This is a genomic window from Leeuwenhoekiella blandensis MED217 (assembly GCF_000152985.1).
In the GTDB taxonomy this organism is placed as follows: domain Bacteria; phylum Bacteroidota; class Bacteroidia; order Flavobacteriales; family Flavobacteriaceae; genus Leeuwenhoekiella; species Leeuwenhoekiella blandensis.
In genome coordinates, this window is sequence record NZ_CH672395.1 from 488,310 (window position 1) to 510,724 (window position 22,415).

The following is a 22,415-nucleotide window of genomic DNA, read 5'->3' on the forward strand; positions in this document are numbered from 1 at the left end:
TCTTTGTTAAAGATTTTGAGTTACTAAATGTTCAGATTTTCAGTTCTTTTGGCGTTTGCCCTTTGCTTAACAGGCTGTAAAGACCTTGAGACCAAAAAAGTGTCTTCAGAGGTTTTGGCAGAAGAAGAGCTCAAAGCGATCAATATGAACGAAGTTGATGAGTATCCTTCGTTTGCTACCTGCGATAGTATTGAAGCTCAAGAGGCGCGCTATCAATGTTTTAAAACCGAATTGGCGCTCAATTTTCAAAGGCAACTTTCAAACAAAACCATTATCGTAGAATCTGAATTGAATGATACGATCTGGTTGTATTTGAGTATTACCGAGCTGGGAGATCTCAGCATCGACAGAACCGAAATTCCCGACACCATTGCTGTTCAGCTACCCGAATTAGAACGTTGGTTAAAAGATAGTCTTGATTCTTTACCTCAAATTTCTGCGGCTAACAAGCGCGGTATTCCTGTAAAAACGGCCTTTAAAATGCCGGTGATCGTGAAAGTTGATTGATCATTTTTTAAAGCTTCTTCCTTTCCACTCAAAAGATTTTAATTGGCTGGTGAGTGCTATATATACCGTGATAAAAGGATAGAGCAGTGCGACCCAAACATAATTTTTCAGCGTGCCGGTCTGGTTAAAAAGACGCGCCGTAAGATAGATCAGTACAAAGTCGACTGCTAGTTTTAATACAACAAGCGGGCCTAATTCAGCCCAATAAAAAACACTGAGGATCGTACTGAGATTTCCAAAAAACACCAAGAATGCAGTAGAAAGTGCAAAATAGGAGGTGTACGCCGATGCTTTTGCTGCCCAGCGTTTGCGTTGATTGAATAAATGTTTCCAGCTGGATTGTGCCTGAGTAAGAATCAATGCCTCTTTTTGCTTTAAATAAGCGACACGATCGGGATATGCTTTGAGAAATTTCTGTAATAAAAAAACATCATCACCACTCGCCAAATGATCGTTTTGAGCATATCCTTTTAGTTCTAAAAACTCAGTTTTAGCAAAAGCGAGGTTGGCGCCGTTACACATAAAGGCTTGCTTAAGACCAAAACTACCCAGAGTTGCTCCTTGTAAACTTAAAAAGTCGAGTTGCTGAAAGCGGTATAGCAAGCCTTGTTGCGTAAAAAAGCTTACGGGTCCTGCGATAAAAAGCGGTTGCTCTTTCTGTATTTTCTGATCAAAACAATGCAGCCAATTTTCAGGAACGACGCAGTCGGCATCAGTGGTGACGATCCATTCATAGCTTGCGTTCTTAATACCTGCATTTAAAGCATCTTTTTTAGGGGAAGCAGATTCCCGTCTATTTTCAATAATGCGCAGTTGAAGCTGTGTGTGCTGTCGAAATGCCTCAATGATTTGAACCGAAGCATCACTTGATTCGTCATCTATGAGAAGTACTTCAAAATGCGTTTTAGGATAGTACAACTGCTCAATGGAATGAAGCAATCGCGGTAGATTTTCAGCTTCATTTCTAAAGGGGATCAAAACAGAAAAATGGGTGTGTGCTGAGTTTTCAGAGCGCGTAGATGCTCCTTTCAGTATTAAAAACCCGTAAATATGAGCTAGAATGAGCAGCACATACAGTACTATAAAAACAGCGATGAGGGTCACACTTTTAATGTTTAGCTTTGCGAAAGCTTCAAAGATGTAAAAAAATTAGCGCTTGAAATCAGAAAAAATCATTTTAGGAATCGATCCCGGTACGACCATTATGGGTTTTGGCCTCATCAAGGTGGTTGATAAAAAGATGCAGTTTATGCAGCTTAACGAGTTGATGCTTAAAAAGTATGACGATCCTTATGTGAAGCTGAAACTTATTTTTGAGCGTACGGTTGAGCTTATTGATACCTATCATCCTGATGAGATGGCCATCGAAGCGCCCTTTTTTGGAAAAAACGTACAATCTATGTTGAAGTTAGGCCGCGCGCAAGGTGTGGCGATGGCAGCAGGGTTGTCGCGTGAAATCCCGGTGACCGAATATCTCCCAAAAAAAATAAAAATGGCCATTACCGGCAACGGAAATGCCAGCAAAGAACAGGTGGCCAAAATGCTTCAAAGCCTTTTAGGCTTAAAAACACTTCCTAAAAATCTGGATAGTACTGATGGTCTGGCCGCTGCGGTTTGTCATCATTTTAACTCGGGTAAAACGGTTGTGGGTAAGAGTTATACCGGCTGGGAGGCTTTTGTAAAGCAGAATGAAAAGCGCGTAAAAAAGTAGTAATTGACAGTTATGGCGGGGCTTTACATTCATATTCCTTTTTGCAAACAGGCGTGTCACTATTGTGATTTTCATTTTTCGACTTCCTTGAAAAAGAAGAGCGCACTCGTCAATGCGTTATGCAAAGAAATGATCCTGCGGAAGGATGAAATCCCCGGGCCATTGCAAACTATTTATTTTGGTGGGGGTACGCCAAGTTTACTAGATGCTGAAGATCTTCAGCAAATTTTTAAAACCATAGATAGTCATTTTGAAGTAACTGAAGCTCCAGAGATTACCTTAGAAGCTAACCCGGATGACCTGACCGAAGCTAAACTTAAAATGCTTGCAGAGTCGCGAATCAACCGCCTTAGTATAGGTGTACAGTCTTTTTTTGAAGAAGATCTCAAGTTGATGAATCGTGCGCACGATGCTGGCGAGGCATTAGCGTGTCTTCTGCTTGCAAAGCAGTATTTCGATAATATTTCAATAGATCTCATCTACGGAATGCCCGATATGAGCGATGCACGTTGGCAAGAGAATCTCGATCAAGCTATTGCGCTTGATATTCCGCATATATCGAGTTATGCATTGACGGTAGAGCCCAATACGGCGCTCCAAAAGTTTATAGAGAAAGGGGTGGTAAAACCTATGGACGATGCTGTTGCTCAAAAGCACTTTGAGATTTTACTGGCACATATGGAGAAAGCCGGTTTTGAGAATTATGAGTTTTCCAATTTTGGTAAGCCCGGCTATTTCTCTCAGAACAACACAGCGTATTGGACGGGAAAACCCTATTTAGGAATTGGTCCTTCTGCGCACAGCTTCGATGGTAATACGCGCAGCTGGAATATCAATAATAACCCAAAATACATTAAGGCAATCGAGGCAAATGTGCTTCCGATAGAGCGGGAAAACTTGTCCACCACAGATAAGTATAATGAGTATGTAATGACCGGTTTGCGCACGATTTGGGGGATTTCGCTAGAAAAGATCGAACAGGATTTTGGTCTAAAATTTAAGGAATACGCGCTGCAGCAAGCGCAAAAGCATATTGAGGAGCACCTTTTATTTCTAGATGATCACCGTATTGTAGTTACCAAAAAAGGCAAGTTTTTAAGCGATGGCCTGGCGAGTGATTTATTTCTTCTGAATCTTTCCTAAGATTTTACTGTAACAATTCGCAAAATTGTTAACTTATTAAGGTGAACCAGCCAGAGAAGCCTATGCAAGCGAAAATTACTATTGACCAAATTGAATATTCCGTAGATTTTACAAAGCCCATAGACCTGAGTATTCCTGTGGTGAGCAGCGAGCAAAACCCTGTGGCTTGGTATTTGGATGCACCCAAGATCGAACCGGTTAAAGAGGGTAAATGGGTGGCAGCTGTAGCTCAGGGATCTGTGGTTAATTTTAATAATGTGTATCTCAATCCGCATGCGCACGGCACACACACGGAGTGCGTAGGTCATATTACTGAAAAAGTTTACAGCATCAATGAGCATTTAAAAAACTTCATGTTCAAAGCTCAAGTAATCACGCTAGTACCAGAATCTTACGCAGATGATTTAGCATTTACTAAAAAACAAGTTGAAAAAGCATTGGGAACAGCTCGCCCCGAAGCGGTAGTCATACGCACATTACCCAACACAAGTAGTAAAAAAAGCAGAAAGTGGTCTAATACCAATTGGCCCTATCTCATGGCAGATGCGACGGCGTACCTTAGAGAATGCGGAGTGAAACACTTGCTTATTGATCTTCCGAGCGTAGATAGAGAACGCGATGAAGGAGTCTTGGCAAGTCATAAAGCTTGGTGGAATACCGAAGGAAAAATTCGCTTTGACGCCACAATTACCGAAATGATCTTTGTGCCTCATACGGTGAAAGACGGTCTATACCTGCTTAATCTACAGATCGCCTCTTTTGAGAACGATGCAGCACCTAGTAAACCCATACTTTATACCTTAGAAAATTAACTATGAAGACACTTCTTAAACTCGAAGAACTAGGCGCACTGCTTTTGGGTGTTTACCTTTTTTCTACTTTAGGTCTTAGCTGGTGGTGGTTTATCGGATTATTTTTTTTACCAGATATCGGGATGTTAGGATATTTGGTGAATCCTAAAGTGGGAGCCTGGTCTTACAACCTGTTTCATCTCAAAAGTTTAGGTGTTGTTTTATTTTTAGCAGGTCTGTTTTTAGAACTTCAGTATCTGGAACTGGTTGGGATTGTTCTTTTTGCACATGCCGCTTTTGATCGCATTGTAGGCTATGGTCTTAAGTATGAGCGTGGTTTTAAGTTTACGCATTTGGGTGAGATTGGCAACTAGCCTTATCTTTGTTTTATGGAGTATTTATTCATTGGTTTAGCAATAGGAAGTGTTGTAGCCTATTTTATTTTCACGCGATTCAACAAAACAAAAAAGCAGCAAAATGCTCAGGAGCAGTCAGTGGTTTTGATGGAAAAAATACGCAGCGTCTGTAAATTCATTACGGTGGAAGGTGATTTCTCTGAGATCTATCATTACCAGAATGTAAAAGATAAATGGCTCAATCTCTTTTTAGGAAGCAAAAAAGCTTTAGTACTTATCGATGCGAAAGCCTACGTAGGTTTTGATCTGACCAAAATCAAAATGCAGCCCGATATCAAAAACAGGACCATCATTCTTACCGATTTTCCCCAGCCGGAATTGCTCAGCATTGAAACAGATTTTAAATATTACGACAAGAAAGAAGGTTGGGCAAACCCCTTTACGTCCACAGATCTTACCGAAATCAACCGTGAGGCCAAACAGCATATTGTAGATAAAGTTCCGCAAAGCGGCTTGTTTGGTGAAGCTTCAAATCAAGCGCTAAGCACGGTTGCTTTGATGGAAAATCTAGTGCAAACCATCGGTTGGAAATTAGACTATAAAGCGCTGGAGACGGCTGCGCAACCTCAATTAAAAGATAAGAATGAGTCCAAAGCAGTTTAGTGTAAAAGAGGTTCAAGAAAAAGATTGGCCGCTTTTGAAGCAATTGGTTGATGAGGTTTGGCCGGCAACCTTTAAAGATATTCTTTCTTCAGCACAAATAAGTTATATGATGGAGATGATGTACAGCGTTTCTTCATTGAGAAAACAAACCGAAACCGGCAGCAAATTTTATATTCTTTACAATAACGATAGGGCTTGTGGGTATCTGGCGATCATTCCGCAGTATACAAATGAAAAACTTACTACCAAAGGTACAGTCACTAAAGTAGATAAGATCTATGTGTTACCCAAAACACAAGGAACCGGAGCAGGAAGATTTTTGATGGATTTTGCTTTCGCGGAAGCTAAAAAAGCGGGAGCCCTTGGTGTAACGCTTAACGTAAATCGCGATAATAATGCTACTTCATTCTATGAATACTACGGTTTCAAGAATATGTATTCCGAAGATTTTGATATCGGTAAGGGTTACCTAATGGAAGATCATATTATGTATTATCCATTTTAAAAGTATTTTATGGGAGGAGAGGGCAGTATGAAGGCAATGATCGATAGCCTGAGAAATAACAGAAAATTGCTCAGGAATAAGTCCCGCTTTACAAAGGAGCGAAGCTTTCTCAACCTTAAAGAAACTTATTTAAAAGGAGCATCTGGAAAACCCAGATTTAAGCCCTACTCCAAAGAAGCCATAAAAAAAATAAAGGCAGGATTTCAAAGAAAGCACAAACAGGAAAAAGTTCTTTTTGCTTTTCTTGGACTATTGTTTTTTTTACTTTTTATATTCTTAGGAACATTCTTGATAAAAGAAGTCCTGCAAGAGCAAAACGATCGAAAACAGTTAAATATTCAGAAACAGGAGCAAGCTTATTTGAAACATATCGCATTTGGCGACCGTTGGTTTTCAGAATCAAATTGGCACAATGCTATTTATTATTACAAAAAGGCTTTGGAGTTATATCCAAACGATTATGATAGTAGTTATAGGCTTCTGCAGGCATACGGGCAAAATTGTGAGAAAGCGTTAGAGGATTGCGCAAATGCGAAAGATTTGCTCGACGAATTGTTGATGAAGTTTCCTGATAAGAAATCAGAATTGATACAGCTCAAAGAAGTCTTGAATTACGAATACGGAATTTAAAACGAAGCGTTTATGAATATCGAAAGCTATAGAGAATATTGCTTACAGAAACCCGGAACTACAGAGCATTTTCCGTTTAATGAAGATACGCTGGTTTTTAAAGTGATGGGGAAAATGTATGCGCTTAGCAGTTTGATGAGTTGGGAAAATGGTGAGCCGCGTATCAACCTTAAATGCGATCCTGAAGAAGCTATTTTTCTGCGAGAAAAATACCCTGAAAGTGTTTTGCCGGGATACCATATGAATAAGCAATTATGGAATACGGTAGTGCTTAATGGTGAACTGACGCCCATACAAGTACTACAGTTTATAGACGACAGCTATACGCTTATCGTAAACAGTCTTACCAAAAAGCTAAAAGAAGAATTAAAAAGGCTGGATTGATTCTGAATATATAGCTTTACAAAAATTATTTTTCAATCAAACGCATGCAGGATCCCAGAGCCCACTATACCTCAAAAATCACCACCTATCAAGAGCAGTTAAAAAAGATGCAAGCCCTACTGCTTTCGAGCAGTATGATACGGCTTGTGGTATTTTTAATAGGTGTGGCAGCTATTTATTTCTTATGGGGAAACACGCGTGTCATCCTTGCAATAGTAGTAGCTGAGATCGCTTTGTTTCTGTTTTTGGTCTCAAGGCATTCCCGGCTTAAATACAAACGAGATTTTCTACAGGAAATGATCGCTATCAATAAAACCGAACTCCAAGTACTCGATCGTGATTATTATGATTTGCCAGATGGTGACACGTTTAAAAATCCGGTGCATGAGTTCAGTCAGGATATTGATCTTTTTGGGCGAGGATCTTTCTTTCAATATTTAAACAGAACCGGTTTAGCCAGTGGAGCGCAAAAATTGGCAGATTTACTTACTGCCAATAGTATTGAAGATATTCCGCAGAAACAGGAAGCGGTACAAGAACTCGCAGCACAATCAGACTGGCGGCAGGAGTTTAGAGCCACGGCGCGCTTGGTAAAAGCGAATTATGACACGCGGCATATTTTAAATTGGCTTAAAGGCTATACCAATTTTGTGCCCAAAATCATGCAATGGCTACCCAATGTTTTTACCGGTATTTCACTGGTTCTTTTTGTGCTGGCGTATCTTGATCTCGTTCCCGGGAGTGTGGTACTGTATTGGTTTTTTGCCGGACTTATCCTCAACGGATTTTTCGTAAAAAAAGTAAATGACCTTTGGGACAAAGCCGGTAAAACGCAAACCACTTTTGAGCAGTATTTCAAATTGATGCTCTTGTTAGAAGAGCAAGAGTTTACGTCAGTTTATCTAAAAAAGGAACAGGATAAGATCAAGTCTCAAAAGGCTAAAGCTTCGGCGGTAATTGAGCAATTTTCAAAAATGCTGGGCATTCTCGATCAGCGCTCTAATATGTTAGTAGGCGTATTTATCAATTCCTTTTTTCTTTCAGATTTAAGGCAATCGTATCGCATAGAACGCTGGATTGCATTGAATGCAGATGAGGTTGCCAACTGGTTTGAAGTGATCGCTTTTTTTGATGCGCAAAACAGCCTGGCCAATTTCAGTTTTAATCATCCCGATTACGCTTTCGCGGAAATCAAAAAAGGAAAGCATACGCTTACTGCAAAAGCCTTGGCGCATCCGTTACTCGATCCTAAGAAGGCGGTTGCTAATGATTTTGATATTGATAGCGAACAGTTTTTTATCATCACCGGCGCCAACATGGCGGGTAAGAGTACCTTTTTACGCACGGTGTCTTTGAGTATTGTGATGAGCAATGCAGGGCTTCCTATTTGTGCCAAAGAAGCGGTTTATGATCCTATAAAATTGATCACCAGTATGCGCACCAGCGACTCGCTTACCGATGATGAATCGTATTTCTTTTCAGAATTGAAACGCTTGCAGTTTATCGTAAACGCCATAAAAACGGATACTTATTTTATCATTCTAGACGAGATTTTAAAAGGAACCAACAGTACCGACAAGGCCATTGGCTCCCGAAAATTCATCGAGAAATTGGTGGCTTCAAATTCCACTGGAATCATCGCTACGCACGACTTGAGTTTGTGTGAAGCGGCAGACGAACTTGAAGAGGTCAAGAACTATTATTTTGATGCGCAGATCATCAACGACGAGTTGTTTTTTGACTACACCTTTAAAAAAGGGATTTGCCAGAATATGAACGCCTCTTTCTTACTCAGAAAGATGCAAATTATAGATGCCTAGATGGATTCGTTAACGCAAATCGTTCTGGGCGCTGCGGTGGGAGAAGCCGTTTTAGGGAAAAAAGTGGGCAACAAAGCGATGTTGTACGGTGCAATCGCCGGTACAATTCCTGATCTAGATACCATTGTAGGTAAATTTCTTGATCCACTTACCGCTATCGAAATTCACAGAGGAATAAGTCATTCTATCGTTTTTAGTATTGTGATGGCGCCCATTTTGGGTTGGCTCGTGGCGCAACTTCATAAAAAGGCACAAGCCAGTTGGAAGGATTGGTCTTGGCTCTTTTTCTGGGGTTTGGTGACGCATCCGCTTTTGGACGCGCACACGACATGGGGAACGCAGCTGTTCTGGCCATTAGATCTCAGGTTGGCGTACCAAAATATTTTTGTCATCGATCCGCTTTATACCTTGCCGTTTTTAGTCTTTTTGATCCTAGCGATGCGTTTACCAAAAGCTTCCAAAAAACGCCGAAAGTGGAATAATCTCGGACTTATAGTAAGTTCAGCGTATATGGTACTGACTTTAGTTTTAAAAGGAATCAGTTATCAGAAATTCACCGAAGCCTTAGCAAACGAAAAGATTGAATATACACAAATCGATACGCGGCCGGCAGCATTTAATACGATTTTGTGGTACGCTAATATTGATGTAGGCGACGCGTATTTGCTAGGGGATTATTCGTTTTTTGATAGTAAGCCTATTCGTTTCAAATATGTACCGAAGGATCGTCAACTGCTGGGCGATTATCGAGATTCTGAAACGATAAAGCGACTCAATAAAATTTCAAACGGATGGTATGCGGTTGAAAAGCGCGATAGCGATTTGTATTACAATGATCTTCGGTTTGGAGTTTACGATTTGGATGCAAAAGATTTACGCTTTGTTTTCAGTTATCAATTGATTCCTGATGGTGAAACTTTAGAAATAGAAGAAGCTAAAAGAGATCCCGAAGCGATGAAGCAGGTTTTAAAGAGCTTGTGGGACAGGATTTGGGGAAATTAATTGGACTTTTAATAGAGAGAAATATAACACCAACATATTATGCAGTATAAACTTTCAGAAATAGAACCTAAAGAAATTATGCCGGGATATTACGGCAAACTGGTGCATACTCAAAATACATCACTCGCGTTTTGGGAAGTTGAAGAGGGCGCTCAAGTACCTGAGCATAGCCATATGAACGAACAAATCATGCACGTGATTGAGGGAGAATTCGAGTTTACCCTTGACGGAACTACCAAAGTGTATCATCCTGGAGATATTGTGGTGATCGCTCCGCATCTTTCGCATAGCGGAAAAGCCTTGACGCCTTGTAAATTACTTGATGTGTTTAGTCCGACGCGAGAAGAGTATAAGTAGAATTTGACCTGTCAGGTCGAGCACAGTCGAGACCAGTTATATCGACAGCTGTAAAGTAACACAACTAATTGTAATACTATGAATATTGATTTAAGCGGAAAAAAAGCACTTGTTGGTGCGAGCACTTCAGGGATAGGTAAAGCGATCGCTAAGCAGTTGGCGGCGAGTGGTGCGACGGTTACGTTGATGTCGCGCTCGTTAGAAAAATTAGAAAGCGTTAAGCAAAGCCTTTCGACTGAAAACAGTCAGCAACATCAACTGCTTCAGGTAGATTTTACAGATTATGCTGCGTTCAAATCGATCATTACAAGCTATTTTGAAAAGAATTCAGTAGATATTCTTGTGAATAACACGCAAGGCCCGCCACCGGGTACAGCGCTTCAAAAGGAGGTTGAAGACTATCAGCAGGCTTTTGACCTGTTGTTTAAAACGGTAGTGCTTACAACAGAATTGGCTTTGGCTGCAATGAAAGAAAAGGAATGGGGTCGCGTGATCAACGTAGCTTCAGTATCGGTGAAAGAGCCGCTTTCTTATTTGGTGCTATCAAATTCCATACGGGCAGCAGTCGTGACTTGGGCAAAAAGTCTGGCTACAGAGGCTGGTGCTTTCGGCATTACTGTAAATAGTATTTTAACCGGCTACTTCAATACCGAACGTATCACTTCACTAAATGCTAAAAAAGCAAAAGAGCAAGGTGTTTCTGAAGAAGAAATTTTAAAACAAATGGAAGCTTCGGTTCCTGTAAAACGTATAGGTGATCCTGCCGAATATGGCTATTTGGTTGCCTTTTTAGCTTCAGACCATGCGGCCTATATTACCGGCACACAAATACCAATTGATGGTGGTAGTTTGAGCAGTCTTTAATTGGCCTTCTTTGTAAATCGCGTGATTCCAAATAAAATAAGACCAATGCTTAAGCCTATTAATAGTCCGTATAGAAAATCGGGTATAGGATAAAAATGATTTACGATCTGATTACTTGCGAGTAGCATACAACCTGTAATTAACGCGATAACACCTTTGTTCATATAACTCTAGATTTTTTAATAAGTAGCAGCTCCCGCAGATGTGTTACAAACTTATTGCGTTTCTGTGGTTTTGTAAGTTCGCGGACTTACCCCTTTTTGCTTTTTGAAATATCTATTAAAATTAGAAACCGAGTTAAAACCGCAGGTATATGCAATACTCGAGATGGCTTCTTGGTTGTCTGGAGTGCGCAACAACTGGCAAGCGTGCTCAATGCGCAGTTCTAATAAAAACTGATTAAACGTTTTGTTAGTACGTTCTTTAAAGAAACGGCAAAATGCCGTAGGACTCATCACAGCGATCTCGGCGATCTCATCGAGCGTGATGCGCTCTTTAAAGTGACTCAGGCAATAGTCAAATACATTACTCATGCGTTGACCTTCGGTATCGGTGTAATTGGTTTTGTTTGTAAAATTAGAAAGCAACTCTTTACTCGTATTATGAATTTCGTAGAGTAGTTTGATAAAACTCATAAAACGCTCCAGATTGGCCAAACTGCGTAAGCGAATGAATTCACGCTTAAAGCGCGCATCAACATCTGCAATCCTAAATCCGGATGATGCTTGTTTAAAAAAGAGGTCCAATTCTTTTAATTCTTCGGTTTCAAAAAAGTCATGGCCAAAACCTTCCCGGTTAAAAAATAGGGTAAGCATGTGACACAAACCTTGATGATTAGCATCACTCCTAAAAACGTGCGGAAGATTTTCTCCAAAGACCAAAACATCTCCGGGTTTAAATCGGCTTACAGTATCACCCACGAGTAAAGTACCAGAACCCGACAGAATATAGCTCATTTGTATTTCTGCATGCTGATGTAACTTATCATAAAATATAGGTTCTAGGTCTTCTTGAAAAATCAAGGCATGATTACTAGACTTTGGTATTTTAAATGGAAGTACCTTCAATGGTTAGAATTTGACGTGGTTTTTCAATAAAAATATTGGATTGTGCTAAAATATGCAAAGTTTTGGTTAAATACTACAAAACGCCGTGGTTTTGAGCCTACTACATTTGTATCTCAATACTAAACATAAAATTATGCAGATCAATTGGGAAGGCGTTATGCCCGCAGTAACCACAAAGTTTACCGCAGAAGATAAACTGGACCTTGATTTATTTGAGGTAAATATCAAAGCTCAGCTTGATGCCGGAGTTCACGGGATCGTCTTAGGTGGAACTTTGGGAGAGGCGAGTACTTTAACCGATGAAGAGAAAAGTACTTTGACTCGTAAAACTGTAGAAATTGTTGCGGGTTCAGTACCGGTAATGATGAACATTGCAGAGCAAACTACAAAAGGTGCAATTGCAGCAGCAAAGCAAGCAGAAGAAGATGGAGCCGCGGGATTGATGATGTTACCTCCTATGCGATACAAAGCGAGTGATCGTGAGGTTGTAGCTTATTTCAAGGCGGTTGCACAAAGCACTTCACTACCTATTATGGTTTATAACAACCCGGTTGATTATAAAATTGAAGTAACCCTTGACATGTTTGAAGAGTTACTTGAAGAGCCTAATATCCAAGCGGTAAAAGAGTCTACACGAGACATTTCTAATGTAACCCGTATTAAAAACCGTTTTGGTGATCGTTTAAAAATTATGACCGGTGTAGATACTTTAGCCTTAGAAAGCTTATTGATGGGTGCAGACGGTTGGGTAGCAGGTTTGGTTTGTGCATTCCCTGCTGAAACTGTTGCGATCTACGAACTACAAAAAGCGGGTCGCATTGATGAGGCCTTAGCGATCTATCGCTGGTTCTTACCCCTTTTAGAATTAGATATCGACGCACAACTTGTACAAAATATCAAGCTTGCAGAAGTGTATACCAAAATTGGTTCAGAACACGTGAGAGCACCACGCTTACCATTGGCAGGAGCGCGTCGCGAAGAAGTAATAAAAATTATTGAAGAAGGTTTGGCAAGCAGACCTACTTTACCTGAATATAAAGGATTGAATACGCAGAAGGAATTGGCTTAAGCCTGTCTTTCGTAGTAAGTTCAAAGCATAATTGGTGGATGAAATGAGTCGGAGGCGGAGTTCGTTTAATATTAGATTTAAAGTTTAGCTGTTTACGGTTTGGCAATTTTCAAGGCTTAACAAAAATGCTGACGGCTCATTTTTTTAGACTTCAAAAGAAGTCTGAATACCAAAGAAAACAAGTTTAATTAAAAGCACCGCAACTGTGGTGCTTTTGGCGTAAACAAGCTTAGCTACTGCCTCAAGTGGCTTAAGTGATTAAAAAAGAAATTGATACAAATGATTACAGGAAAGAATTATATAGGAAGTAAAATTTCTGCAGAAGGAAAAACAACATACACAACGATCAACCCAAAGCTCAATATTGAGAATGAGTGGCAATTTACTGAAGCTACCGAGAGCGAAGTAGATGCTGCTGCACAATTAGCTGCGGAAGCTTTTGAAGTGTACAAACACAAATCAGATAAAGAACGCGCAGCATTTTTAAGAGCAATTGGAGAAGAGATCGAAGCTTTAGGTCAGCAATTGATCGATACCTACACCACCGAATCTGGCCTTCCTGAAGGTCGTGCAATGGGAGAGCGCGGCAGAACAATTGGTCAACTCAATGCGTTTGCTTCCCTGTTAGAGCAAGGAGATTGGGTGCAAGCTACCATAGATCACGGTAATCCCGAGCGTACTCCTGCACCAAAACCAGATTTGCGTAAAATGCAAATCGCGACCGGACCTGTTGCTGTTTTTGGAGCTAGTAACTTTCCGTTTGCGTTCTCAACCGCCGGAGGAGATACCGCTAGTGCACTTGCAGCCGGTTGTCCGGTTGTTGTAAAAAGTCACCCAATGCACGCAGCGACTGGCGAATTGGTTTCTTCAGCAATCATCAAAGCGGCGCAGAAAACAGGAATGCCTGACGGCGTTTTTTCTAACTTGAACAGTAAAGGAATTGCAGTAGGAGAGCAGTTGGTTAAGCATCCTGCGATCAAAGGTGTTGGTTTTACCGGAAGCATAAAAGCGGGGAAAGCCTTAGTCGCTCTAGGAGCCAACAGAGAAGAACCCATCCCGGTTTATGCCGAAATGGGAAGTATAAACCCTGTTGTGATCCTTCCGGAGGCCTTAAAAGTCAATGGTGAAAGCTGGGCGCAAAAATATGCGGGAAGTATCAATCTTGGCGCGGGACAATTTTGTACCAATCCCGGGTTGATCTTAGGAATTGAAGGAGAAGAATTAGAAACTTTTGGTAAGAATCTGGCTACGCATTTAGGCGAGCAACCTGCGCATTGCATGTTGCATCCTAATATTCAGTCGGCTTACGAAAGCGGAAAACAAACAATGCTCGATGCGGCAGGAACCGAAGTGCTTGCAGTCACCTTAGAAGCAGAAGGAGCAAATGATGGTAAACCGGCATTGGTAAAAGTTACAGGAGATAATTTTCTTGCGAATACCAAACTGCACGCAGAAGTTTTTGGACCGTTTTCAATGTTGGTAAGCTGTACTTCAAAGGCACAACTGCTTGAGGTTTTAAATGCATTAGAAGGCCAACTTACCGGTTCGCTTATCGCAGAAACTTCAGAAGTTGCTACTTATACAGATGTGATTGACGCTTTGCGTTCGCGTGTGGGTAGAATTTTATTTAATGGTGTTCCTACCGGTGTTGAGGTTTGTCCTGCAATGCACCACGGTGGGCCATTTCCATCATCGTCTGATGCCAAATTTACTTCGGTAGGTAACGACGCGATTTACCGTTGGGTGCGTCCGGTTTCTTATCAGGACTGGCCGCAAGAATTACTTCCAGATGCTTTAAAAGAAGAGAATCCGTTAGGAATTCTGCGTAAAGTAGACGGGAAGTTTACACAGGACTAAATGACTTTAGACTGTTAGGAGTTAAAAATAGGTGCAGTATTTTGACACTTAATACTGCACTTTAAAATCAAATAATTAAACGTATGAAACACTATTTACTTCTTTTTATTATTTCAAGTTTAACTCTTTCAGTTTCAGCTCAGGATGCTGTTTCCCTAGATAGCATCATTGCTGAATATCAAAATCAGCGCGATTATAACTGGCGCGATTATCCTTTGGGACGCTATGATGAAGAGCTGCCCAAGGCACGTGCAGAAGCTGCTCAAGATTTATTAAAAAAGCTGGAAGGTGTAGAGACCTCTACTTTGAATGAGAGTGAGCTTATTTCCTATAAACTGCTCAATTTTGTCTTGCAGGATCGCGTAGATCACTACAAGTACAAGATGTATCTCAATCCTCTGCAGGCCGATCAGGGATTTCATTTGAATCTCAATTATCAGGTGCGACCTATCAACAGCTATCAGCAGGCTGTGGGTTATTTAAACCGGTTAAAAGCCATTCCTTATTTTACTGAAAGTCAATTTGCGCTGATGCGAAAAGGCTTAAAAGAAGGTGTCAATCAGCCTAAAATTATTTTCAATGGCTACGAGTCTACCTACAATACGCATATTGTTGAAGATCCTACCGAAAGCTATTTTTACTCGCCGTTTCTTGCCTTACCGGAAAGTATTTCCGCAGCGCGAAAAGATTCGCTTTTAAACGCGGCGCAGCAAGTGATCGCAGATAGTGTGATTCCGAGTTTTAAAAAGATCAAGACCTTTTTTGAAACCGAATATTTACCGCAAACCCGAGACGAAATTGGTGTTTCTTCACGTCCCGGCGGAAAGGAATTCTATCAGAATAGAATCGATTTTTACACAACTTCAAAAGATTACACCGCACGGTCTATTCACGAACTGGGATTGAAAGAAGTTGCGCGTATCAAAGCTGAGATGGAAAAGATCATCAAAGAAGTAGATTTTGAGGGTTCCTTTGCAGACTTTTTAGCGTTTTTACGCACCGATGATCAGTTTTTTGTAACTACCGAAGATGCGTTGTTGATGCACGCCAGAGATATTGCCAAGCGGGTAGATAATGAGTTACCGGCATTTTTCTCCAAGTTACCCAGACAACCTTACGGAGTGATCAAAGTTCCTGACGCTATCGCCCCAAAATACACCGGCGGAAGATATTCTGGCAGTAGTATAAACGGGACACAGGCGGGGCATTATTTGGTAAATACCTACAAATTAGACAGTCGTACGTTGTACACGCTTCCGGCGTTAACGGCGCACGAGGCAGCACCGGGACATCATATTCAAGGAGCGCTCAACCAGGAGTTGAGTGATAGCATTCCGCAGTTTAGACGCAATTTATACTTATCTGCTTACGGTGAAGGTTGGGGCTTGTATGCAGAATACCTCGCTGATGAGATGGGAATTTATCGCACGCCTTACGAGAAATTTGGGCAGCTTACCTATGAGATGTGGCGGGCTTGTCGCTTGGTGGTAGACACCGGCATTCACGCCATGGGTTGGTCGCGCCAGGAGGTGGTAGATTATATGTCACAAAATACTGCGCTTTCGATCCACGAGATCAATACGGAGACCGATCGTTATATCGGTTGGCCGGGGCAGGCGTTGAGTTATAAAATAGGCGAACTCAAAATACGCGAGCTACGCAAAAAAGCAAAAAACGAATTGGGAGAAGACTTTGATATACGTGCCTTTCACGAAGTGATTTTAGGTGAAGGCACGGTGACTTTACCCATTTTAGAAGAACAGGTTAATGCGTACATAAGCAAAGCAAAAGAAGCATTAGCAAAATAGAAAATATAATACGTGAATTAAAGAATGGCTGTACACACTTTTGAATGTATAGATGCGCACACTTGTGGTAACCCTGTGCGTGTGGTAAAGACGGGTGGTCCTGCGTTAGAGGGCAAAACCATGAGCGAGAAACGCCAGCATTTTCTGAAAGAATATGACTGGATTCGCACCGGATTAATGTTTGAGCCGCGTGGTCACGATATGATGAGCGGCAGCATTTTGTTTCCGCCGCACGACCCTGCAAATGACTTTGCGATTCTGTTTATTGAAACCAGCGGTTGTCTCCCCATGTGCGGGCACGGAACCATAGGAACCATTACTATCGCCATTGAAGAAGGTTTGGTGACTCCTAAAACTCCCGGTAAAATCAGAATGGAAGCTCCCGCCGGATTGGTAGAGATTGAATATCAACAAACCGGTAAAAAGGTAGATTGGGTAAAACTGACCAATGTGAGAAGCTATCTGGCTGCTCGTGATTTGACCATAGATTGTGATGAGCTGGGCACCTTGAAGTTTGATGTTTCTTACGGTGGAAACTATTATGCGATCGTTGATCCGCAGGAGAATTTTAGTGGTGTGCACGATTATAATGCTTCAAAGATCATCAGCCTGAGCAAGATTTTACGAGAAAAGATCAATGCAAAATATAAAGATCATTTTGTGCATCCTGAAAATGAAACCATTCGTGATGTAAGCCATATGTTGTGGACGGGCAACCCGCTAGATCCTTCTTCTTCAGGGCGTAATGCAGTTTTTTATGGAGATAAAGCGATCGATCGTTCTCCTTGCGGAACGGGAACTTCAGCGCGCATTGCACAATTGCATGCTAAAGGGATCATTCAGCCGCATACCGATTTTATTCACGAGAGTTTTATAGGTTCAAAATTTACAGGTCGGGTAGAAGAAGTCACCCGGGTAGGGGATTTTGAAGCGGTGATCCCGAGTATAAAAGGTTGGGCCAGAGTGTATGGTCACAATACGATGACTATTGATACTGAAGACCCTTACGCATTCGGTTTTCAGGTTTTATAAAACGAGGTCTAAGGTAAACCCACGGGGCACGCTTTACGAATCTGTTTTTAATCAAGTCTCAAGGATAGTATTTCCTTTGGAGGCGCCAATAAATATTCAGTTTATGAAGTTTTTCAAGTCAAGATTATTCCCTGTTGCCGGACTATTGTTCAGCAGCTTTTTTGCTCTGGCACAAGAGCAAATGACCTTAGCCGATTATCAGCAGGCTGCAGATTATGCATATAGTAATCTATGGAATAAAAAAGTTTTTAATGTATCAACCGCGGTACACGAGTTTGAAGGTCATTCAGGGATTTGGTTTGTGAACTATACCGAATCAGGTAAGGAATATAAAACGGTTTCTTTTAAAGATTCAGAAGTAAAACCGCTTTTTGATCAGTCAAAATTGGCAGAAGCTTTAAGTGAAATCTTGAATGAGGATCAGGCTGCAGATCAGCTTTCGGTCTCAAAAATTGAAAAAACGAATGATGGCTTAAGCTTTGAATTTGAGAATACACGCTTCACTTGGGATGGAACATCTTTAGAGAAGAATAAAGAAAAAACAACAAGGAATTCTCGTGATTGGCGCAATCAAATGGAGTCGACTTCACCAGATAAAAAGTGGATCGCTTTTACCCGAGATCATAATTTATTTGTTCGTGATGCTGAAACAGATGAGGAAATTCAGTTAACGACCGATGGTCAAAAAGGTTATGATTATGCGAGTAGCATCGGCTGGTTTGATATCATAGAAGGTGAAGGAACCGAGCGTCCCAAGCATTTTGGTGTGCAATGGTCGCCCGACTCTAAATATCTGGTGACGCAAGTCGTAGATACGCGCAATGCAGAAAAAATGTATCTGCTGGATTACAGCATAGACAGTTTATACAAACCCAAATTATTAAGTTACTACCGCGGTTCTCCGGGAGACACGACGATGGTGACGTATAAACCGGTATTTTTTGATGTAGAGAGCCAAAAACAACTGGCAATCGATCTTCCCAAAAAAGTGCACATCAATGGGATCTGGTTGAAATTTCAAGATAAGGAGCCGCATAAAATGATCGCTTCTTATCGTTCACGCGGTTACAAAGAGCAGTTTTTAAAAGTGGTTGATCTTGATGAAGAAACTGTGCAGCCGCTTTATGAGGAATCTACCCAAACCAGTATTGATAATTTCAACTATCGCGAGATCGAAGGCTGGGATGATCTGGTGGTTCTTTCAGAACGTAGTGGATGGAAGCAGTTGTATTTAGTCAATAAGAATAGCGGTAAAATCACCCCGTTGACGAATGGCGAATTTGTAGTGAACGATATTGTGCACATCGATGAAAAAGACAAAGTGATCTATTACACCGCTTCGGGGGTTGATGCAACGATGAATCCGTACCATCAGAAATTGTATCGGGTTTCTTTAAAAGGAAAAATAAACGAACTAACCCCGGAAAATGCCAATCACGAGATCACATTTTTTGAGGATGCTGATTATTTTGTAGATGCGATCTCCAAAGTAGATCAACCTACAAAAACGGTATTGCGCAGCAAGAAGAATGGAAAGATCACAGCGACTCTAACCACAGCCAATACAGCACAAATTGAAGCTGAAGGCTGGCAGATGCCTGAAGTATTTACACTAACCGGTAAAGATGATAAAACCCCAATTTACGGCGCCTTTTGGAAGCCGGTAAACTTTGACAGTTCAAAAAAATATCCGGTTATCGATGCGACGTATACCGGCCCGCATACGCAGCGTTTTCCGCGGACTTTCAGTCAGGCGTTGAGCAATCAGGCGATGGCTAATTTAGGCTTTATCGTGGTGGCTATTGATGGCTTGGGAACAGCAGGGAGATCTAAAGCTTTTCGGGATGTTTCTTATATGAATATGGGAGATAACCTGCGCGATCACGTGAGCGCTATTAACTATTTAGGTGAAAAATATGCCTATGTAGACGCTGAGCGTGTGGGTATTTTTGGGCATTCGGCAGGTGGTTTTGATGCAGCGCATGCAGTGTTGGCTTTTCCTGATTTTTATAAAGTGGCAGTAGCCAGTAGCGGAGATCACGATTTTAGAATGGAAAAAGCCTGGTGGCCGGAAATGTATATGGGCTATCCTGTTGATGAGCGCTACGAGGAAGTGTCAAACATCACGATGGCGCCTAATTTAAAAGGCAAGTTATTGCTGGTTCATGGCGGGATCGATGATAACGTAAATCCTTCGGCGACATTTAAATTGGCTGAAGCCTTGATCAAAGCCGATAAGCAATTTGATATGTTGATCATTCCGAGTCAGCGACACGGTTATACCGGGAAATACAATACTTATTTTCAGAAAAAAAGATGGAATTATTTCATCGAGAACTTACTAGACAAACAAACCCTTTGGGACTTTAATCTGGACTAACTATGAGCAAAAAATGTGTGATTATTGGAGGTGGAATTATAGGCTTATCTTCGGCTTATTATCTTCAAAAAGCGGGGCACGAAGTAACAGTGGTCGACCAAGGAAGTATGGATTCTGGTGCATCCTATGTGAATGCAGGTTACCTCACGCCAAGTCATATTATTCCGTTAGCGGCTCCCGGTGTGATGCAGCAAGGCATCAAATGGATGTTCAGTAGTAAGAGTCCGTTGTATATTAAACCGCGCTTAAACGCCGATTTTCTTAAGTGGACGATGGCGTTTAACAATTCGTGTTCAGAAAAAAATGTCTCTAAAGCCATTCCGGCGATTCGTGATATCAATTTGTTGTCGCGTGACTTGTATTCAGATATTAGAGCCGAAGAACATTTCAATTTTCAGCTTAAGAAAGACGGTTTGCTTATGATGTGTAAAACCGAACATATGCTCGAAGAAGAGGCACATGTTTTGGCTTTAGCCAATAAAGAAGGCTTGCCGGCGCGTATGCTTTCTGCGGAAGAAGTTCAGCAAAAAATGCCTAAAGCCGATTTGGATATCAAAGGTGCGGCATTTTATGAATGCGATCATCATACCACTCCGGGCGAATTTATGGAAGAGCTGAAAACACTTTTGCAAGCTAAAGGAGTTCAGTTTGTTAAGAACGAAAAAGTAACCGATTTTGATACGTCAAGCGTTACGCTTTCTAATGTAAAAACCGCATCAGGAAAGACTTTTGTTGCTGATGAAGTGATTTTGGCAACCGGAGCTTGGGCCGGCGAGTTGAACAAAAAATTAGGATTGAAAATTTTAATGCAGGCGGGTAAAGGCTACCGCATAAACTCTGAAACCGAAACCGGAATCACTTTACCTTCGATCTTGTGCGAAGCAAAAGTTGCGGTAACGCCTATGAATGGTTTTACGCGTTTTGCAGGAACCATGGAGATCGCCGGAATCAATCACAATATTAATAAAGCCCGTGTTGAAGCGATCGCTGAGGCGGTGCCGCGGTATTTTAATAATGTGGTGATCTCTGAGCAGGAAAAGGATGAAGCTCAATGCGGTTTGAGACCGGTAACTCCAGATGGATTGCCGTACATAGGTAGACCTTCAAAATGGAAAAACTTAACCATTGCCGCAGGTCATGCGATGATGGGATGGAGTTTAGGGCCGGGAACCGGACTCTTGGTTTCAGAAATCATTGATGGCAAAAAACCTTCTTTAGATCTAGGCGTTTATAACCCTGATCGCAGATTCTAGTTCTCGATACATTTCCACAATGCTAGGGCATTGTAGAAATACTCGAACTGACAACAATTATTGAAATGCTGAATTTGTTTCAGCATTTCAATAGTTATGATTTCAAAAAAGCTACAACAACTTACTCTGCCGCTTGTAAAAAGCATCTTGTTGTTTCTGCATCAGATCCCGAGCCATTTTCTTTTTGTAATTGTAGAGTTCGTCTTCTTCAGTAAGATCGCCGTAGACTTTATCATTAATGACGTTGTCTGCATCAATTAGATTTTTACGTTGATTCGCTTTTTGTGTCGTCCACGACTTGAGTTCGCCCTCAGCATCTGCTAGCTTAAGATCGTATTCTCCTTTTGGAGAAATGAGCTTGGCGAAAATCGGGGTGGTTTCAATGGCTAGAAACAGTAAAAAGATAAAAAATGAAGGGAGCCAAGGCAAGGTTTCTAAAGCGTCAATACGCGCCATTAAACCATCAAAATTATCAATAATAGGTTGGGTTTCAGAAACACGTGTTTCGTAGTCTGAAGCTAAAGAAGCTTTCTCCAGTTCGAGTGCAGCGATCTTTTCAGAATTGGTTTGTTTCAGCTGTTGCAGTTCTGCCAGAGCAGCATCGTGTTTTTCTCGTTTCTCTTTATAAACAGGTCCTTTGCCTAGTTTTCCGGTGCCAGAGGTACCTTCGGCCTCTGTAATATAAATGTCATAAAGCGCATTCACTTCTGTTTCTTTGGTAACGACTTCAGATTTCAAGTTTTCAATTTCGGTATCTAATGCAGCAACGGCCGGAGTAAATTGATCGGCGATCTGATTTTGATTGGCGAGCGTTAGATCGTTTTTCTGTTCTAACAACACGCGATCAATTTCCTTTTCAAAAATTTTAAGTTCAAGCGGTTTTGAAATTACTACTGCGATAATCACAGCAAGAATCAAACGCGGCAAGGCTTGGAGAAATTCGTCTAAGAAATTATCCCGTTTTTTAATGGTGGAAACAATAAAGCGGTCCAAATTGAAAATGAGTAATCCCCAGACAAAGCCGAAACCTATCGCCATTGGGATCGAGTCAAAAACGGTATATAACGCATAGCCCGAAGCGATAAAGGCCATTAACGCAGTAAAAAATACGGTAGCGCCAATCCCGGCATACTTATTTTGCTCGCCGGGAGCACAAGAATCTAGAAGCACATGGTCTGCTCCTGAGCAAAGAATAAAAAATTTTTTAAGCATAATA

Annotated in this window: 23 protein-coding genes; 19 read left to right on the forward strand and 4 right to left on the reverse strand. The window is 41.2% G+C overall.

The annotated features are described in order from the left end of the window. The first annotated feature begins 27 nt into the window (after positions 1-27). The gene (locus tag MED217_RS02100; protein WP_009778821.1) at positions 28-507 is read left to right on the forward strand and encodes a hypothetical protein; all 480 of its coding nucleotides are present in this window, start codon (positions 28-30) and stop codon (positions 505-507) included. Here the strand turns inward: MED217_RS02100 and MED217_RS02105 are convergent, their stop codons facing one another. Then, a complete protein-coding gene (locus MED217_RS02105; RefSeq protein WP_009778822.1) occupies positions 508-1,611 on the reverse strand; it encodes a glycosyltransferase family 2 protein in 1,104 nt (367 codons plus the stop codon). Between the two features lie 52 nt (positions 1,612-1,663). Here MED217_RS02105 and ruvC point away from each other — a divergent pair, with 52 nt between their 5' ends. From ruvC to MED217_RS02165, 12 genes are all read left to right on the forward strand, one after another. After that, positions 1,664-2,218: a crossover junction endodeoxyribonuclease RuvC gene (gene ruvC, locus MED217_RS02110; protein ID WP_009778823.1), complete on the forward strand. Its 555-nt coding sequence runs from the start codon at positions 1,664-1,666 to the stop codon at positions 2,216-2,218. A 12-nt stretch (positions 2,219-2,230) separates the two neighbouring features. Further along, the gene (gene hemW / locus MED217_RS02115; protein ID WP_040532527.1) at positions 2,231-3,361 is read left to right on the forward strand and encodes a radical SAM family heme chaperone HemW; all 1,131 of its coding nucleotides are present in this window, start codon (positions 2,231-2,233) and stop codon (positions 3,359-3,361) included. A 62-nt stretch (positions 3,362-3,423) separates the two neighbouring features. After that, complete coding sequence (locus tag MED217_RS02120; protein WP_009778825.1) at positions 3,424-4,173, forward strand: cyclase family protein; 750 nt, start codon at positions 3,424-3,426, stop codon at positions 4,171-4,173. 2 nt (positions 4,174-4,175) lie between these two features. Next, positions 4,176-4,526: a DUF4260 domain-containing protein gene (locus MED217_RS02125; protein WP_009778826.1), complete on the forward strand. Its 351-nt coding sequence runs from the start codon at positions 4,176-4,178 to the stop codon at positions 4,524-4,526. Positions 4,527-4,541: 15 nt separating this feature from the next. Then, positions 4,542-5,171, forward strand: coding sequence for a DUF4230 domain-containing protein (locus MED217_RS02130; RefSeq protein ID WP_009778827.1), 630 nt, complete (start codon positions 4,542-4,544; stop codon positions 5,169-5,171). Then, entirely contained in the window at positions 5,152-5,676 is a 525-nt protein-coding gene (locus tag MED217_RS02135; RefSeq protein ID WP_009778828.1) for a GNAT family N-acetyltransferase, read from the forward strand. Before MED217_RS02130 ends, MED217_RS02135 begins: the two co-directional genes overlap by 20 nt. A 9-nt stretch (positions 5,677-5,685) precedes the next feature. Continuing rightward, complete coding sequence (locus MED217_RS02140) at positions 5,686-6,306, forward strand: hypothetical protein (protein WP_009778829.1); 621 nt, start codon at positions 5,686-5,688, stop codon at positions 6,304-6,306. 12 nt (positions 6,307-6,318) lie between these two features. Beyond that, the gene (locus MED217_RS02145) at positions 6,319-6,690 is read left to right on the forward strand and encodes an MmcQ/YjbR family DNA-binding protein (protein WP_009778830.1); all 372 of its coding nucleotides are present in this window, start codon (positions 6,319-6,321) and stop codon (positions 6,688-6,690) included. Between the two features lie 44 nt (positions 6,691-6,734). Further along, the gene (locus MED217_RS02150; RefSeq protein WP_009778831.1) at positions 6,735-8,510 is read left to right on the forward strand and encodes a MutS-related protein; all 1,776 of its coding nucleotides are present in this window, start codon (positions 6,735-6,737) and stop codon (positions 8,508-8,510) included. After that, entirely contained in the window at positions 8,511-9,512 is a 1,002-nt protein-coding gene (locus MED217_RS02155; RefSeq protein WP_009778832.1) for a metal-dependent hydrolase, read from the forward strand. It abuts the gene before it with no gap. A gap of 39 nt (positions 9,513-9,551) precedes the next feature. Then, positions 9,552-9,869: a cupin domain-containing protein gene (locus tag MED217_RS02160; protein WP_009778833.1), complete on the forward strand. Its 318-nt coding sequence runs from the start codon at positions 9,552-9,554 to the stop codon at positions 9,867-9,869. A gap of 78 nt (positions 9,870-9,947) precedes the next feature. Then, entirely contained in the window at positions 9,948-10,733 is a 786-nt protein-coding gene (locus MED217_RS02165) for an SDR family oxidoreductase (RefSeq protein ID WP_009778834.1), read from the forward strand. On the opposite strand, the gene MED217_RS18980 is transcribed toward MED217_RS02165, so the two are convergent. After that, positions 10,730-10,897, reverse strand: coding sequence for a hypothetical protein (locus MED217_RS18980; protein ID WP_009778835.1), 168 nt, complete (start codon positions 10,895-10,897; stop codon positions 10,730-10,732). The genes MED217_RS02165 and MED217_RS18980 overlap by 4 nt on opposite strands. Before the next feature lie 51 nt (positions 10,898-10,948). Next, entirely contained in the window at positions 10,949-11,800 is an 852-nt protein-coding gene (locus tag MED217_RS02170) for a helix-turn-helix transcriptional regulator (protein ID WP_009778836.1), read from the reverse strand. Positions 11,801-11,933: 133 nt separating this feature from the next. On the opposite strand from MED217_RS02170, the gene MED217_RS02175 reads away from it, so the two are divergent. From MED217_RS02175 to MED217_RS02200, 6 genes are all read left to right on the forward strand, one after another. Then, positions 11,934-12,869: a dihydrodipicolinate synthase family protein gene (locus tag MED217_RS02175; protein WP_009778837.1), complete on the forward strand. Its 936-nt coding sequence runs from the start codon at positions 11,934-11,936 to the stop codon at positions 12,867-12,869. Positions 12,870-13,148: 279 nt separating this feature from the next. Beyond that, positions 13,149-14,726 (forward strand): aldehyde dehydrogenase (NADP(+)), encoded by a 1,578-nt coding sequence (locus MED217_RS02180; RefSeq protein ID WP_009778838.1) that lies wholly within the window; start codon positions 13,149-13,151, stop codon positions 14,724-14,726. An 83-nt stretch (positions 14,727-14,809) separates the two neighbouring features. Next, positions 14,810-16,534, forward strand: a complete 1,725-nt coding sequence (locus MED217_RS02185) for a DUF885 domain-containing protein (protein WP_009778839.1) — start codon at positions 14,810-14,812, stop codon at positions 16,532-16,534. Positions 16,535-16,558: 24 nt separating this feature from the next. Next, positions 16,559-17,566: a 4-hydroxyproline epimerase gene (locus MED217_RS02190; protein ID WP_009778840.1), complete on the forward strand. Its 1,008-nt coding sequence runs from the start codon at positions 16,559-16,561 to the stop codon at positions 17,564-17,566. 103 nt (positions 17,567-17,669) lie between these two features. After that, positions 17,670-19,946 (forward strand): S9 family peptidase, encoded by a 2,277-nt coding sequence (locus tag MED217_RS02195; protein ID WP_009778841.1) that lies wholly within the window; start codon positions 17,670-17,672, stop codon positions 19,944-19,946. A gap of 2 nt (positions 19,947-19,948) precedes the next feature. Continuing rightward, complete coding sequence (locus MED217_RS02200) at positions 19,949-21,199, forward strand: NAD(P)/FAD-dependent oxidoreductase (protein ID WP_009778842.1); 1,251 nt, start codon at positions 19,949-19,951, stop codon at positions 21,197-21,199. A gap of 111 nt (positions 21,200-21,310) precedes the next feature. On the opposite strand, the gene MED217_RS02205 is transcribed toward MED217_RS02200, so the two are convergent. Then, the gene (locus MED217_RS02205; RefSeq protein ID WP_009778843.1) at positions 21,311-22,411 is read right to left on the reverse strand and encodes a DUF4407 domain-containing protein; all 1,101 of its coding nucleotides are present in this window, start codon (positions 22,409-22,411) and stop codon (positions 21,311-21,313) included. Positions 22,412-22,415: the final 4 nt, after the last annotated feature.

Coding starts and splice junctions, on each gene's coding strand:
- MED217_RS02100 (WP_009778821.1), top strand. CDS start 28: ATGTTCAGATTTTCAGTTCTTTTGGCGTTTGCCCTTTGCTTAACAGGC.
- hemW (WP_040532527.1), top strand. CDS start 2,231: ATGGCGGGGCTTTACATTCATATTCCTTTTTGCAAACAGGCGTGTCAC.
- MED217_RS02120 (WP_009778825.1), top strand. CDS start 3,424: ATGCAAGCGAAAATTACTATTGACCAAATTGAATATTCCGTAGATTTT.
- MED217_RS02125 (WP_009778826.1), top strand. CDS start 4,176: ATGAAGACACTTCTTAAACTCGAAGAACTAGGCGCACTGCTTTTGGGT.
- MED217_RS02130 (WP_009778827.1), top strand. CDS start 4,542: ATGGAGTATTTATTCATTGGTTTAGCAATAGGAAGTGTTGTAGCCTAT.
- MED217_RS02135 (WP_009778828.1), top strand. CDS start 5,152: ATGAGTCCAAAGCAGTTTAGTGTAAAAGAGGTTCAAGAAAAAGATTGG.
- MED217_RS02140 (WP_009778829.1), top strand. CDS start 5,686: ATGGGAGGAGAGGGCAGTATGAAGGCAATGATCGATAGCCTGAGAAAT.
- MED217_RS02145 (WP_009778830.1), top strand. CDS start 6,319: ATGAATATCGAAAGCTATAGAGAATATTGCTTACAGAAACCCGGAACT.
- MED217_RS02150 (WP_009778831.1), top strand. CDS start 6,735: ATGCAGGATCCCAGAGCCCACTATACCTCAAAAATCACCACCTATCAA.
- MED217_RS02155 (WP_009778832.1), top strand. CDS start 8,511: ATGGATTCGTTAACGCAAATCGTTCTGGGCGCTGCGGTGGGAGAAGCC.
- MED217_RS02160 (WP_009778833.1), top strand. CDS start 9,552: ATGCAGTATAAACTTTCAGAAATAGAACCTAAAGAAATTATGCCGGGA.
- MED217_RS02165 (WP_009778834.1), top strand. CDS start 9,948: ATGAATATTGATTTAAGCGGAAAAAAAGCACTTGTTGGTGCGAGCACT.
- MED217_RS18980 (WP_009778835.1), bottom strand. CDS start 10,897: ATGAACAAAGGTGTTATCGCGTTAATTACAGGTTGTATGCTACTCGCA.
- MED217_RS02175 (WP_009778837.1), top strand. CDS start 11,934: ATGCAGATCAATTGGGAAGGCGTTATGCCCGCAGTAACCACAAAGTTT.
- MED217_RS02180 (WP_009778838.1), top strand. CDS start 13,149: ATGATTACAGGAAAGAATTATATAGGAAGTAAAATTTCTGCAGAAGGA.
- MED217_RS02185 (WP_009778839.1), top strand. CDS start 14,810: ATGAAACACTATTTACTTCTTTTTATTATTTCAAGTTTAACTCTTTCA.
- MED217_RS02190 (WP_009778840.1), top strand. CDS start 16,559: ATGGCTGTACACACTTTTGAATGTATAGATGCGCACACTTGTGGTAAC.
- MED217_RS02195 (WP_009778841.1), top strand. CDS start 17,670: ATGAAGTTTTTCAAGTCAAGATTATTCCCTGTTGCCGGACTATTGTTC.
- MED217_RS02200 (WP_009778842.1), top strand. CDS start 19,949: ATGAGCAAAAAATGTGTGATTATTGGAGGTGGAATTATAGGCTTATCT.
- MED217_RS02205 (WP_009778843.1), bottom strand. CDS start 22,411: ATGCTTAAAAAATTTTTTATTCTTTGCTCAGGAGCAGACCATGTGCTT.